Below are 13,624 nucleotides of genomic sequence, written 5' to 3'. Positions count from 1 at the left end.
CGGCCGGTTTTTTCTTGCCTGAATGCTGTGGAGTATCAGTGCAATGGATGCAGGGATGCCGGGGCGCGGAATCCCCTGGCGTGCCGGATATTCCGGGTTCGGTGTCAGCGGCCAGCGTTCACCGCCTGCAGCATGCGTCCTGCCACTTCGGCAATGCCGGCGTCGGACAGATCGCTGGTCTCGAATGTGGGCCAGTGACGCTTGCCTGTGTAGTTCAGACCTTGCGATTGGCGGTAGAGCGGGTCGTAATGCAGCTCCAGCAGTTCCTGCACCAGCGTGCGCCACTGCGCCTGTTCCACCAGCTCCTGCCAGTGCTCGATCACACTGGTGCCCTGGCGCTCTTTCAGCTTCCACAGGCGGGGCAGCAGCCATGCGTTGTCCTGCTGGGCATAGGGATAGTCGCGCAGCAGGAAGTCGACACGGGCGTCCATGCTGGCACGCACGTCCAGGCAGGGGCTTGCCCGCATGGCTGCGATCACGGGCTCGGGCACGTGCAGATTGCCGACCTTGCGGCTTTCAGCCTCGACGAATACCGGCCGGGTCGGGTCCAGTTCCGTCAGGCGTTTCCATACCTTGGTCTCGAAGCCTTTCTGGCTGGGCTGGGGTTCATCCGGCAGGTTGCCCAGCACCGACCCTTTGTGGCTTGCCAGCGTTTCCAGATCCAGGATCTGGCCGCCCTGTGCCTCGATTTGCTGCAGGATGCGCGTCTTGGCACTGCCGGTGGCGCCACAGATGATGAGCATGCGGAACCGTTTGGCAAGCTCTTCGGTGTTGACCATCACATGGTGGCGGAAGGCCTTGTAGCCGCCTTCGATGCGGTCGGCATTCCAGCCGATCTGGCGGAAGATGACCTGCATGGCGCCACTGCGCTGGCCCCCGCGCCAGCAATAGATCAGCGGGCACCAGTCTTTTGGCTTGTCGAGCAGGTGTTCCTGCAGATGGCGAGCGATATTCTGCGAGATGAGTGCCGCACCGATCTTCTTGGCCTCGAAGGGGGAGACCTGCTTGTAGATGGTGCCCACGCGCACCCGTTCTTCGTTGCTCAGCACGGGGAAATTGACGGCTCCCGGAATATGGTCGAGAGCAAATTCCGCCGGAGTGCGTACGTCGATGATCGTGTCGTAGCCTGCGAGCGCGTTGGCAGGCACCAGCCAGTTGTTCTTCATGGAATGGCGTAATTTGGATAACCCCTCATCTTAAGACGTATCATCGGGATGATCCAGTTCTAACTGTCAACATGCTATGGAATTTCCCAAACTGACTTCGCTTGCCCACGGTGGCGGCTGCGGCTGCAAGATTGCACCCTCCGTGCTGCAGGACATCATGGCTTCGGTGCCGGCCGGCATCATCCCTCCGCAACTGCTGGTTGGCACGGAAGCCTCGGACGATGCTGCGGTCTACCGCCTGAACGATACGCAGGCGCTGGTGGCGACCACCGACTTCTTCACGCCTATCGTGGATGATCCGTACGATTTCGGCCGCATTGCCGCAACCAATGCGATTTCCGACATCTATGCCATGGGCGGCACGCCGATTCTGGCGCTGGCGCTGGTCGGCATGCCGCTGGACAAGCTGCCGCTGGAAACCATTGGCCGCATTCTGGAAGGTGGGGCTTCGGTCTGCCGCGAGGCCGGCATCCCGATCGCCGGAGGGCACTCCATCGATGTGGTCGAGCCCATCTACGGCCTGGTGGCGCTGGGTCTGGTGCACCCGGATCAGGTCAAGAAGAACGCGGCTGCCAGGGCAGGGGATGTGCTGATTCTGGGCAAGCCGCTGGGCATCGGCATTTTCTCGGCCGCGCTGAAGAAGGACTTGCTCAGCGCTGAAGGCTATGCGCGCATGGTGCAGCTGACCACGCAGCTGAACCGGGTTGGTGCGCAGCTGTCCGCCATGCCGGAAGTGCATGCGATGACCGATGTGACGGGCTTTGGCCTGCTGGGCCACCTGCTGGAAATGTGTTGTGGCTCCGGCCTGTCGGCCAGCGTGGATTACGCTTCCGTTCCCATGATTCCGGAAGCGGTGCAACTGGCGCAGCAGGGCATTGCCACCGGCGCCTCCACCCGCAACTGGGCCAGCTATGGTGCGGACGTGACATTGCCGGAGGGCACGCCCGAATGGCAGCAGAAGCTCCTGTGCGACCCGCAAACGTCCGGTGGCCTGCTGGTGAGCTGCAAGGCAGAGGCTGCTGAAGCCGTGCTGCAGGTGTTCCGCGAGGCCGGTTTCGACGCCGCTGCTGTGATTGGCCAGCTGGAAAATGGCGATCCAAAAGTGAACGTTCGTTCGATTCTGTGATATTGTCTGGTTCCTGCAAGACCAACAAGCATTTCAGGAGACAAGTTTCATGAGCCGCACACTTCCCGGCGCGCTGGCGCGCGTGCCTTTCCCCGTCATCGGTTCTCCGCTGTTCATCATCAGCAACCCCAAGCTGGTGATTGCGCAGTGCAAGGCCGGCATCATCGGCGCCATGCCGGCGCTCAACGCGCGTCCCGCTTCGCTGCTGGATGAATGGCTGGCCGAGATCACCGAGGCACTGGCCGCGCACGACCAGGCGCATCCGGATCAGCCGGCAGCACCGTTCGCCATCAACCAGATCGTGCACAAGAGCAATGCGCGCCTGATAGAAGACATGGCGCTGTGCGTGAAGTACAAGGTGCCTGTCATCATCACCAGTCTGGGCGCGGTTGAAGAGGTGAACCAGGCGGCGCACAGCTATGGCGGTGTGGTGATGCATGACGTGATCAACAACCGCTTTGCGCGCAAGGCGGTGGAGAAGGGCGCTGACGGCCTGATCGCCGTGGCAGCAGGGGCGGGCGGCCACGCAGGCACCAAGAGCCCGTTTGCGCTGGTGCAGGAAATCCGTACCTGGTTCGACGGTCCGCTGGCGCTGAGCGGCTCGATTGCATCCGGCCGCTCCATCCTGGCTGCGCAGGCCATGGGCGCGGATTTTGCCTATATCGGCAGCCCCTTCATCGCGACCGACGAGGCGCGTGCCAGCGATGCCTACAAACAGTGCATCGTCGACTCCAACTCGGATGACGTGGTGTACACCAACCTGTTCACCGGTGTGCACGGCAACTATCTGGCGCCTTCCATCCGCGCAGCGGGCCTGGATCCGGCGCACCTGCCGGAAGCCGATCCGAGCAAGATGGACTTTGGCGGCGGCGCGGCCAAGGCCTGGAAGGATATCTGGGGTTGCGGTCAGGGCATTGGCACCGTCGACAAGGTGCAGCCTGCGGCGGAGCTGGTGGAGCAGTACAAGCGCGAGTATGCGCAGGCGCGCAAGGAATTGCTGGGCGTCTGATGCGTGAGGGCACCATGCCCATGACTGTGCGTTAAAACGGGTTGCCCCTATGGAGCAACCCGTTTTTGCAGGGATTTGCCAGCATTCCTTGGGTAACTGGCTTGCTGAACCGTTCCGACAGGCCAGTGAATTTTGCCCATGAAAAAAGGCCAGCAATCCTGCTGGCCTCCGTCGAGTTCACAAGCTCGCTGGCTCAGGAAAAGAAGTCCTTCGCCTTGTCGAACCAGCTCTTCTCGTTCGGGCTGTGCTTGCCGCCGCCTTTTTCGAGCGACTCATCCAGCTGCTTGAGCAGTTTGCGCTGGTGCTCGGTGAGCTTGACCGGCGTCTCGATGCTGATGTGGCAGTACAAATCACCCGTGCTGGCAGAACGCACGCCCTTGACACCCTTGCCGCGCAGGCGGAACTGCTTGCCGTGCTGCGTGCCTTCGGGGATGTCGATCACGGCCTTGCCGTTGAGTGTGGGAACCTCGATCTCGCCACCCAGGGCGGCCTTGGTGAAGCTGATCGGCACCATGCAGTGCAGGTCGTCGCCGTCGCGCTCGAACACCGGGTGCTTGCGGATGCGAATCTCGATGTAGAGGTCGCCCGGAGGACCGCCGTTCGGGCTGGGCTCGCCGTTGCCGGCACTGCGGATGCGCATGCCGTCGTCGATACCGGCAGGAATCTTCACTTCCAGCGTCTTCTGCTGCTTGATCTTGCCCTGGCCGTGGCAGCTGGTGCAGGGATCGGGAATGATCTTGCCGGTCCCGTGGCAGTGCGGGCAGGTCTGCTGCACGCTGAAGAAGCCTTGGCGCATCTGCACCACGCCGGAGCCGTGGCAGGTGGGGCAGTCCTTGGCGCTGGTGCCGGGCTTGGCGCCGGTGCCGTGGCAGGTGTCGCAGTCGTCCCAGCTGGGAATGCGGATCTGCGCTTCCTTGCCGGCTGCGGCTTCCTCCAGCGTGATATCCATGGCGTAGCTGAGGTCGTTGCCACGGTGTACCTGGCGGCCGCCACCACGACCACCACGGCCCTGGCCGAAGATGTCGCCGAAGATGTCGCTGAAGCTTTCGAAGCCACCGCCAAAGCCACCGCCAAAACCGGCACCCCCCATGTTGGGATCGACCCCGGCATGGCCGTACTGGTCGTAGGCAGCCTTCTTCTGCGGGTCGGACAGCATCTCGTAGGCTTCCTTGACCTCCTTGAACTTGGCCTCCGCTTCCTTGGCGGCATCACCCTGGTTGCGGTCCGGGTGGTATTTCATGGCCAGCTTGCGGTAGGCCTTCTTGATCTCGTCGTCGCCGGCATTGCGCGGAACGCCGAGCACTTCGTAATAGTCGCGTTTAGACATGACACTTCCTGAGGGGGCGGCCGGGGCAGCGCCAAAAAGCCGGCTGCCTCAACACAAACGCCGCGTGGCCCGGGGCAGCACGCGGCGCAGCTGACACCATGGGAAAAGCGTGAAGGGTTTCACGCTTTTGTCCCGACTGGCATCAGTCCTTCTTCACTTCCTTGACTTCGGCGTCGACCACGTCGTCGTTGCCGGCTGCTGCGGAGGCGTCTGCACCGGGGGCACCTGCTGCACCGGCAGCGGCTGCCTGTTCGGCATAGATCTTCTCGCCCAGCTTCTGGCTGGCTTCCATCAGGGCGTTGTTCTTGGCTTCGATGGCGTCCTTGTCGTCGCCCTTGATCGCTTCTTCCACATCCTTGATGGCGGCTTCGATCTTTTCCTTCTCGGAAGCATCCAGCTTGTCACCGTGCTCGGACAGGCTCTTCTTCACGCTGTGCGCCATGGCGTCAGCCTGGTTGCGGGCCTGCACCAGTTCGACCTTCTTGTGGTCTTCGGCTGCATTCAGCTCGGCGTCCTTCACCATCTTCTGGATTTCGTCTTCGGACAGGCCGGAGTTCGCCTTGATGGTGATCTTGTTTTCCTTGCCGGTGCCCTTGTCCTTGGCGCTCACGTGCAGGATGCCGTTGGCGTCGATGTCGAAGGTCACTTCGATCTGGGGCATGCCTCGCGGAGCGGGTGCGATGCCTTCCAGGTTGAACTCGCCCAGCAGCTTGTTGCCGGCAGTCACTTCACGCTCACCCTGGAACACCTTGATCGTCACGGCCGGCTGGTTGTCTTCGGCCGTCGAGAAGGTCTGTGCGAACTTCGTCGGGATCGTGGTGTTCTTGTGGATCATCTTGGTCATGACGTTGCCCATGGTCTCGATGCCCAGGGACAGCGGCGTCACGTCCAGCAGCAGCACGTCCTTGCGGTCGCCGGAGAGCACCTGGCCCTGGATGGCGGCACCGACGGCCACGGCTTCATCGGGGTTGACGTCCTTGCGAGGCTCCTTGCCGAAGAACTCCTTGACCTTGTCCTGTACCTTGGGCATGCGGGTCTGGCCGCCGACCAGGATCACGTCAGAGATGTCGCTCAGGCTGATGCCGGCGTCCTTCAGGGCGATCTTGCAGGGCTCGATCGAGCGCTCGACCAGATCTTCCACCAGGGCTTCCAGCTTGGCGCGGGTCAGCTTGATGTTCAGGTGCTTGGGACCGGAAGCATCTGCGGTGATGTAGGGCAGGTTGATGTCGGTCTGCGTGCTGTTGGACAGCTCGATCTTGGCCTTTTCGGCTGCTTCCTTCAGGCGCTGCAGGGCCAGCACGTCGTTCTTCAGGTCGACGCCCTGTTCCTTCTTGAACTCGCCGATCACGTAGTCGATGATGCGCTGGTCGAAGTCTTCGCCGCCCAGGAAGGTGTCACCATTGGTGGACAGCACTTCGAACTGCTTCTCGCCATCCACATCGGCAATCTCGATGATGGACACGTCAAACGTACCGCCGCCCAGGTCATACACGACGATCTTGCGGTCGGCCTTGTCCTGCTTGTCCAGGCCGAAGGCCAGGGCAGCAGCGGTGGGCTCGTTGATGATGCGCTTGACATCCAGACCGGCGATGCGACCGGCATCCTTGGTGGCCTGGCGCTGGCTGTCGTTGAAGTAGGCCGGCACCGTGATCACGGCTTCGGTCACGGGCTCGCCCAGGTAGTCCTCGGCGGTCTTCTTCATCTTGCGCAGGATCTCGGCGCTGACCTGGGGCGGTGCCAGTTTCTTGCCGCGCACTTCCACCCAGGCGTCGCCGTTGTCGGCCTGCACGATCTCGAAGGGCATCAGGTCGATATCCTTCTGCACTTCCTTCTCGGTGAACTTGCGGCCGATCAGGCGCTTGATGGCGTACAGCGTGTTCTTGGGGTTGGTGACGGCCTGGCGCTTGGCGGATGCGCCAACCAGCACTTCGCCGTCTTCCTGGTAGGCCACGATGGACGGCGTGGTGCGCGCACCTTCGCTGTTCTCGATGACCTTGGTGGTGTTGCCTTCCATGATGGACACGCACGAGTTGGTGGTGCCCAGGTCAATACCGATGATTTTTCCCATGTCTGGATTCTCCTGATCTTTCAATACTTGCCAGTCCTGCTGTGTTCACCTCGCGGCTGGCTGCTGGTCTGAACTTGCGGATGGCCGGCGTTTTTTCAAGCCGTGGCCGCAAGATTTTTTGGGGATGCGGGGCTCAGGACGGGGTCACCATCACGAGGGCAGGGCGCAGCACGCGCTCGGCAATCAGGTAGCCCTTCTGCAGCACGGTGTGGATGCTGTTCGGCGGCAGTTGCACGCCTTCGGGAGCGGGTACCACGCTGATGGCCTGGTGCTGGTTGGGGTCGAACTTCTCGCCCTGGGCCGGGCTGACCACCACCACCTTGTTGCGCTCCAGCGCGCTCAACAGCTGGCGCAGGGTGGCCTCGGTGCCTTCGCGGATCTGGTCAGCCGTGGCGTTGGGCACGGCCAGGCCGGCTTCCAGGCTGTCGATCACCGGCAGCATGCTTTCGGCGAAGCTCTCGATGCCGAACTTGCGTGCCTTCTGCACTTCTTCGTCGGCGCGGCGGCGGGCGTTCTGCACATCGGCCTGTGCGCGCAGGTACTGGTCCTGCAGTTCGGCGATCTGGGCTTGCAGGGTGGCGACGTCCACGGGAGCGTCTGCAGCAGCTTCGGGAGCGGCATCCACCGGGGCTTGCATGTCGGGCTGGAGAGAGTCGGGTTGTTGTTCGGGGTTCGTCATGGGCCTTGCTTTCAATAGTCCTATGGCAGGGCAGCAGAGCTGCTGCGTCTCGGGTTGTCAGATGGGAGCGGGCGCGGCAATTTCAAGCGCGAATGCGTCGCGGGGTGCTTTCTGTCTGGAAGCTGGGCATCCCGGGGTCTGCCGACCGGGTTTTGCCGTGGTTTTTCAGGCGAGGCCTGACTGCGACGAAGTCCGGATCGCCGCCAGGCCAAGCCGGTAGCGGCTGGCAAGCGTCAGCGTCCGCGCTGCTCTTCGGAGGTTTCCAGCCGGCGTGCCGCCAGCGTGATCACGCCGGTCATCACCAGATAGACCAGCGAAATCGCCAGATAGGGTTCCCAGTAGCGCGAGTAGGCACCCGCCACGGTACGCGCGGCCATGGCCAGTTCGGCCAGGCCGATGGCCGACACCAGTGAGGAATCCTTGAGCAGCGTGACCGCCTCGTTCACCAGCGGCGGCACCATGCGGCGCAGGGCCTGCGGCAGCACGATGTAGCGCATGGTCTGCATCTCGTTCATGCCCAGGCTCTCGGCCGCCTGTACCTGGCCGCGGGCAATGGACTGGATGCCGGCGCGAACGATCTCGGAGATGTAGGCGCTGGCGTTGAGCGTGAGGGCCAGCGCGCCCGAGAAAAAGGCGCCATAGGTCTGGCGGAAGGTGCTGGCAGCCTCGCCGGTGAGCAGCAGGCCGGTTTCCGGGTGGATTAGCGTCGGCGTCAGCGCAAAGTGCACCAGCAGGATCTGCACGAACAGCGGGGTGCCGCGCAGCACGCCCACATAGGCGGTCAGGATGGCGTGCGGGATGCGGCGCCAGCCCTTGGGCTTGCGCGAAGTGACGAGGCCGATCATCATGCCGGCCGCCAGGCCCAGCACCAGGGCGATGACGGTGAGCTTGATCGTCATCTGCACGCCCGAGATGAACAGCGGGGCGTAGGGGGCGAGAATGTTCCAGCGTAAATCCATGCGCGTCTCTCAGAAAGAACGCGCCCTGCCGGAGGAGCCCGGCAGGGCTGCGTGATGGGGCAGATTACGCGTCAGTTGGAGGCGGCAGAGGCAGCTGCGGAAGCTGCTTCGGCAACGGGAGCCGAGGCTGCAGCAGCGGGTGCTGCTTCAGGTGCACCGAACCACTTGGTGTAGATGGTGTCGTAGCTGCCGTCCTGGCGGATGCCGCTCAGGCCGTCATTGACCTTCTTCAGCAGTTCGGCATTGCCTTTCTTGACCACGATGCCGTAGCGCTCGGGCGTGAAGCTCTGGTCGCTGACCAGCTTGAACTTGCTGCCGCTGTTGTTCTGCAGGTAGTGCTTGACCACGCCGTTGTCGCCCACCACGGCCTGCAGGCCGCCGGCTTCCAGCTCCTTCAGGGCCAGCGGCATGGATTCGAAGCGCTTGATGTTGGGGTTGGTCTTGCCGACCAGCTTGGAGACGACTTCATCGCCGGTGGTGCCGTTCTGCACCCCGATGGCCAGCGTCTTGATGTCTTCCAGAGAAGCGACGGTGGAGTTCTGCGGCACGGCAATCAGCTGCACGGCGTCGAAATAAGGCTCGGAGAAGTCCATGCTGTCCTTGCGCACGTCGGTGATGGTCACGGCGGACATCACCAGGTCGCTCTCGCCGCTGTTCAGCGTGTTGAAGATGCCTTCCCAGGGCGTGTTGACGAAGCGGATCTGGAAGCCCGCCTTGTTGGCTACGGCCTTGATCACGTCGGCATCAAAGCCCTCGACTTCGCCGCTGGAGGACAGGGATTCGAACGGTGCGAAGGCCGCGTTGGTGGCCACCACCATCACCTTGTCGGCAGAGGCGGCAGGCGTGCCGGAGGCTGCAGCGGCGGGCGCTTCGGACTTGGAGCAGCCGGCCAGCACGGCAGCCATGGCCAGGGAAAGGGCAAAACGACGGGTGAACAGATTCTGCATGAAAGGGTCTTTAGTTGATGGCCAGGCAGCAGGAACGCTGCGGACACGAGCCTCTTGAGCTGGCGGCCGGGAATTTGTAACCTTTCATTATACGAGCGGGCAGGCTTGCACGGCATGTTTCAGCCACCAGGCGACACCCCGGTCCGTGGCGAAAATTCACGCAGACTGCAGGTTTTTCACTGGAAGGGGAAGGGCCCCGCAAAGGAGAGCGTGGTGATCTGGTGTGTCACCAGCCGGCCCTGGGGCGTGAAGGCGTGCAGCAGGATGCCGGGAGGTTCCAGCGTCCAGGCCAGCGGGGCGCCGGGGCTCAGATCGAGGGCAACCTGGTGCGCCGTGGAGGGCGCAATCACTGCGCGGGTGCCGCCGAACAGGGTCTGGACATGCCGGTGGACATGGCCCGAGATCAGTCCCTGCACCTGAGGATGGCGCTGGATGATGGCTTCGAGTACTTCGGCACCTTCGAGCAGGCCGATGTCGTCCATGCCATCGATTAGCGTACGGAAAGGCGGATGGTGCATGGCGATCAGGGTGGGGCGTTCCCGGCATTGATGCAGGGTCTCGTCCAGCCAGGCCAGGCGTTCCGGGCAGAGGGCACCCTGGTCGCGGCGCGGCACGACCGTGTCCAGCACGACCAGCTGCATGGGGCCCAGCGGAACGCTGTACTGCGCGTAGCCACTGGCCATCCAGGCCGGCTGCGCGGGAAAGGCATGGCGCAGGGTATCGCGGTTGTCATGATTGCCGGGAAGCAGGAACAGCGGAATATCGCGGATGGGCGCGAGCAGCTCCTGGAGCAGGGCATATTCTTCGGCCTGGCCATGGTCCACCAGATCTCCCGTGATCACCACTGCATCGGGGCGCTGCGGCAGACGCTGCACCGCGGTGACCGCCTGGCGCAGAAAGGTGGACGTGTCCACGCGGTCATAGGCGAGTTGCCCCGGCCGGCTGATATGGGTGTCGGAAAGCTGGACGATCAGAGGCATGATGGTGCGGGTACGGATGGTTGGACTGCATTTTCCATCGTACTCCATTCCGTCTCCTCAAGAAAAACGCCCCGGCGATGCGGGGCGTCTGTCATGCGGAGGCTGCGATCAGCGCAGGTCCAGCAGTTCCACGTCGAACTTGAGCGTGGCATTGGGCGGAATCACGCCGCCGGCGCCGCGGGCACCGTAGCCCAGCTCGGGCGGAATGATCAGGGTGCGCTTGCCGCCCACCTTCATGCCGGCCACGCCTTCATCCCAGCCGGCAATCACCATGCGCTGGCCCAGGCCAAAGGCGAAAGGCTGGCCGCGATCCTTGCTGGAGTCGAACTTGGCGCCTTGCTCGCCGTTGTTGTACAGCCAGCCGGTGTAGTGCACCAGCACGTTCTGGCCGGCCTTGGCTTCGGCGCCGGTACCGACTTCGGTGTCGATGTACTGCAGGCCGGTGGAGGTGGTCACGGTGTTGCTCATGGAAGCGTCCTTGTTGGGGGTAGAAGCAGAAGAAGCGGGGGAGAGAGCCGCAGAGGCGGGCGCCGATGCTGCGTCGGCACCAGCCAGCTTGGCGGGCTCGCTGGCGGGCTTGCACCCGGCCAGCAGGATGGTGGCCGCAACAGCACATGCGGCACCCATCGTGGTGAAGTTCCTGATCGAAGTCATGTGGTACTTCATGCTCAGTCGTTGCCGCCGAGGAAGGTGCGCAGCTTGTCGCTGCGGCTGGGGTGCTTGAGCTTGCGCAGGGCCTTGTGCTCGATCTGGCGGATGCGCTCGCGCGTGACGTCGAACTGCTTGCCGACTTCTTCCAGCGTGTGATCGTTGTCCATCTCGATGCCGAAGCGCATGCGCAGCACCTTGGCTTCGCGCGGGGTGAGGCCATCGAGGATGTCCTTCACCACATCGCGCAGCCCGGCCTGCATGGCCGCTTCCACCGGTGCGGTGTTGACGCTGTCCTCGATGAAATCGCCCAGATGCGAATCGTCGTCGTCACCGATGGGGGTTTCCATCGAGATCGGCTCTTTCGCAATCTTCATGATCTTGCGGATCTTGTCCTCGGGAATGTCCATCTTCTCGGCCAGGATGGAGGCGTCCGGCTCGAAGCCGAATTCCTGCAGGTGCTGGCGCGAGATGCGGTTCATCTTGTTGATGGTCTCGATCATGTGCACCGGGATGCGGATGGTGCGGGCCTGATCCGCGATGGAGCGCGTGATGGCCTGGCGGATCCACCAGGTGGCATAGGTCGAGAACTTGAAGCCGCGACGGAATTCGAACTTGTCCACCGCCTTCATCAGGCCGATGTTGCCTTCCTGGATCAGGTCCAGGAACTGCAGGCCGCGGTTGGTGTACTTCTTCGCAATGGAAATCACCAGGCGCAGGTTGGCCTCGATCATTTCCTTCTTGGCATTGCGCGAGAAGCGTTCGCCGTCGATCATGCGCTTGTTGATGTTCTTCAGTTCTTCCAGCGGCACCACGACGCGCTTTTGCAGGTCGATCAGGCGCTGCTGCAGCTCCTGCACCGGCGGAATGTTGCGTCCGAGCGTGGTGCTCCAGGGTTTGCCGGCAGCGGCCTGCTGCTCCACCCATTGCAGGTTGAGCAGGTTGTCGGTGAATTCGGCCACGAACTTTTCCTGCGGCATGTGGCACTTGTCCACGATGATCTGGCGCAGCAGGCGCTGGTTCTTGCGCACTTCCTCGACTTGTTCGCGCACGGTGTCGCACAGCTTTTCGATGGTCTTGGCCGTGAAGCGGATGGTCATCAGCCTGCTGCTGATTTTCTTCTGCGCCTGCACGTAGGCAGGAGAGCCGTAGCCGTCCTTCTCGTAGGCGGCCAGCATGGATTCGAAGCTGGCGCGGATGTCGTCAAAACGGCGCAGCGCCTCGTTCTTGACCATTTCCATCATCTTGGTCTGGGACTTGGTGCCGCCGTCGTCATCGTCGTCGACCTCGTCTTCGTCCTCTTCGGCCACGTAGTCGTCGTTCTCGTCGGCATCGGTAAAGCCGTCGACTACGGTCGTGATCACGACCTTGTCTTCACGGATTTCGTCTGCCATGGCGAGGATCTCGTCGATGGTGGCAGGGGATCCGGAAATGGCTTCCATCATGTCCATCATGCCGCCCTCGATGCGCTTGGCGATCTCGATCTCGCCTTCGCGCGTGAGCAACTCGACCGTGCCCATTTCGCGCATGTACATGCGCACCGGGTCGGTGGTACGGCCGAATTCGTTGTCCACGTTGGACAGGGCGGCTTCGGCTTCTTCCTCGGCTTCTTCCTCGGTGGCAGCGGTGCCGGTGGCGTTGTTCAGCAGCAGGGTTTCGGCATCGGGCGTCTGTTCATAGACGGACACGCCCATGTCGCCCAGCATGGAGACCACGACTTCCAGCGTTTCTGCATCGACCAGCTTGTCGGGCAGGTGGTCGGAAATTTCCGCGTTGGTCAGGTAGCCGCGCGTCTTGCCCAGCTTGATCAGCTCCTTCAGGCGCTGGCGGCGGGTGGAGACTTCCTCTTCGGACAGGACGGCTTCGTCCAGCCCGAATTCCTTCATCAGCGCGCGCTCCTTGGCCTTGGAGAGCTTCATGCGCAGCGGCTTGACTTTCTCGACGGTGGCAGCCTGCTCGGTAGAGGCTTCTTCTGCCACTTCCTCTTCGGCGAATTCGGCTTCGACGTCGCTGAAATCTTCGTCGAGATCGTCGCCCTTGGCCTTGCGGCCACGCTTGGCGGCAGCCGTGGTCTTGGCAGCGGCAGGCTTGGCCTTGCTGGCTGTTGTGCGGCGCGTGGTGGTTTTCTTGGGAGTCTCGGTGGCTTCGGCCGTGTCTTCGGCGGCAGCGGCCGGCTTGGCGCGCGTGCGGCGCGTGGTGGTCTTGACGGTTTCGACGGCTTCGGCCGTGGCTTCTTCAGCAGCTGCCTTGGCCGCACGGGTGGTGCGGGTACGGGGAGTCTTGGGGGTAGATTCGGTCATGGTTTCGGTCTCTGCCGCAGGCGTGGTGCGCCGGCGGCTGGTCCTGGTGGGAGCGGGGGATTCGACGGATGCGCTTGCAGCTGCAGTCCTGGCTGTGCTGCTTCGCTTGGTGACAGGGGTTGCTGCTTCAGTGGCCTCGGCAGCGGTGACCGTGCTGTCTTTCTTCCTGGTGACCATGGATAACCCTTCCACTTCTTTCAAGTGAGTGAATGCAGCCTGCAAATGCAGGACGCGCAACAGAGTGCTTCCCATATGGGAGCACGTGCCGGAATTTCCAGTAGGGGAATGAACCCCGCCTTACGAAAGTGCCTTCGCGGCTGCAGTTGCAAGAACAACCACAGGGGATGGCAGACGTGGGCAAGGGGGAAGGGCGAACATTTGGGATACAGTCCTTGCGAAGAAGAGGCCGGTCGGG

At 62.8% G+C, this 13,624-nt stretch carries 11 protein-coding genes; 2 read left to right on the top strand and 9 right to left on the bottom strand.

What is annotated here, in order from left to right; genetic code table 11:
• Positions 1-104 precede the first annotated feature (104 nt).
• Entirely contained in the window at positions 105-1,166 is a 1,062-nt protein-coding gene (mnmH, locus tag BMW28_RS06325; protein WP_091815175.1) for a tRNA 2-selenouridine(34) synthase MnmH, read from the bottom strand.
• 76 nt (positions 1,167-1,242) lie between these two features.
• On the opposite strand from mnmH, the gene selD reads away from it, so the two are divergent.
• Positions 1,243-2,292: a selenide, water dikinase SelD gene (gene selD, locus BMW28_RS06320; RefSeq protein WP_091815172.1), complete on the top strand. Its 1,050-nt coding sequence runs from the start codon at positions 1,243-1,245 to the stop codon at positions 2,290-2,292.
• A 49-nt stretch (positions 2,293-2,341) separates the two neighbouring features.
• Positions 2,342-3,301 (top strand): NAD(P)H-dependent flavin oxidoreductase, encoded by a 960-nt coding sequence (locus BMW28_RS06315; RefSeq protein WP_091815170.1) that lies wholly within the window; start codon positions 2,342-2,344, stop codon positions 3,299-3,301.
• Positions 3,302-3,494: 193 nt separating this feature from the next.
• On the opposite strand, the gene dnaJ is transcribed toward BMW28_RS06315, so the two are convergent.
• From dnaJ to rpoD, 8 genes are all read right to left on the bottom strand, one after another.
• Positions 3,495-4,628, bottom strand: a complete 1,134-nt coding sequence (dnaJ, locus tag BMW28_RS06310) for a molecular chaperone DnaJ (RefSeq protein ID WP_091815167.1) — start codon at positions 4,626-4,628, stop codon at positions 3,495-3,497.
• A 142-nt stretch (positions 4,629-4,770) separates the two neighbouring features.
• On the bottom strand, positions 4,771-6,696 hold the full coding sequence (dnaK, locus tag BMW28_RS06305) for a molecular chaperone DnaK (protein ID WP_091815164.1): 1,926 nt from the start codon (positions 6,694-6,696) through the stop codon (positions 4,771-4,773).
• Positions 6,697-6,829: 133 nt separating this feature from the next.
• Positions 6,830-7,375: a nucleotide exchange factor GrpE gene (gene grpE, locus BMW28_RS06300; protein WP_091815161.1), complete on the bottom strand. Its 546-nt coding sequence runs from the start codon at positions 7,373-7,375 to the stop codon at positions 6,830-6,832.
• Between the two features lie 233 nt (positions 7,376-7,608).
• Positions 7,609-8,334 carry an amino acid ABC transporter permease gene (locus BMW28_RS06295; RefSeq protein WP_091815159.1) on the bottom strand — a complete coding sequence of 242 codons (726 nt, stop codon included), beginning with the start codon at positions 8,332-8,334 and terminating at the stop codon, positions 7,609-7,611.
• A 71-nt stretch (positions 8,335-8,405) separates the two neighbouring features.
• Complete coding sequence (locus tag BMW28_RS06290) at positions 8,406-9,281, bottom strand: basic amino acid ABC transporter substrate-binding protein (RefSeq protein ID WP_091815156.1); 876 nt, start codon at positions 9,279-9,281, stop codon at positions 8,406-8,408.
• A 176-nt stretch (positions 9,282-9,457) separates the two neighbouring features.
• Positions 9,458-10,261, bottom strand: coding sequence for a phosphodiesterase (locus BMW28_RS06285; protein ID WP_091815594.1), 804 nt, complete (start codon positions 10,259-10,261; stop codon positions 9,458-9,460).
• Between the two features lie 108 nt (positions 10,262-10,369).
• Complete coding sequence (locus tag BMW28_RS06280) at positions 10,370-10,729, bottom strand: FKBP-type peptidyl-prolyl cis-trans isomerase (RefSeq protein WP_091815592.1); 360 nt, start codon at positions 10,727-10,729, stop codon at positions 10,370-10,372.
• A 200-nt stretch (positions 10,730-10,929) separates the two neighbouring features.
• Entirely contained in the window at positions 10,930-13,386 is a 2,457-nt protein-coding gene (rpoD, locus tag BMW28_RS06275; protein WP_200785726.1) for an RNA polymerase sigma factor RpoD, read from the bottom strand.
• Between the last annotated feature and the right edge of the window lie 238 nt (positions 13,387-13,624).

Source organism: Allobrachymonas denitrificans DSM 15123, from assembly GCF_900110225.1.
GTDB classification, from domain to species: domain Bacteria; phylum Pseudomonadota; class Gammaproteobacteria; order Burkholderiales; family Burkholderiaceae_C; genus Brachymonas; species Brachymonas denitrificans.
Note: the sequence above shows the minus strand (reverse complement) of the source record. Positions and strands in the feature narration are given on the sequence as shown.

Bases quoted from the DNA above. Each gene is read 5' to 3' on its own strand.
- selD (WP_091815172.1), top strand. From the start codon at position 1,243: ATGGAATTTCCCAAACTGACTTCGCTTGCCCACGGTGGCGGCTGCGGC.
- dnaK (WP_091815164.1), bottom strand. From the start codon at position 6,696: ATGGGAAAAATCATCGGTATTGACCTGGGCACCACCAACTCGTGCGTG.
- BMW28_RS06280 (WP_091815592.1), bottom strand. From the start codon at position 10,729: ATGAGCAACACCGTGACCACCTCCACCGGCCTGCAGTACATCGACACC.
- BMW28_RS06290 (WP_091815156.1), bottom strand. From the start codon at position 9,281: ATGCAGAATCTGTTCACCCGTCGTTTTGCCCTTTCCCTGGCCATGGCT.
- rpoD (WP_200785726.1), bottom strand. From the start codon at position 13,386: ATGGTCACCAGGAAGAAAGACAGCACGGTCACCGCTGCCGAGGCCACT.
- BMW28_RS06315 (WP_091815170.1), top strand. From the start codon at position 2,342: ATGAGCCGCACACTTCCCGGCGCGCTGGCGCGCGTGCCTTTCCCCGTC.
- dnaJ (WP_091815167.1), bottom strand. From the start codon at position 4,628: ATGTCTAAACGCGACTATTACGAAGTGCTCGGCGTTCCGCGCAATGCC.
- BMW28_RS06295 (WP_091815159.1), bottom strand. From the start codon at position 8,334: ATGGATTTACGCTGGAACATTCTCGCCCCCTACGCCCCGCTGTTCATC.
- BMW28_RS06285 (WP_091815594.1), bottom strand. From the start codon at position 10,261: ATGCCTCTGATCGTCCAGCTTTCCGACACCCATATCAGCCGGCCGGGG.
- mnmH (WP_091815175.1), bottom strand. From the start codon at position 1,166: ATGAAGAACAACTGGCTGGTGCCTGCCAACGCGCTCGCAGGCTACGAC.
- grpE (WP_091815161.1), bottom strand. From the start codon at position 7,375: ATGACGAACCCCGAACAACAACCCGACTCTCTCCAGCCCGACATGCAA.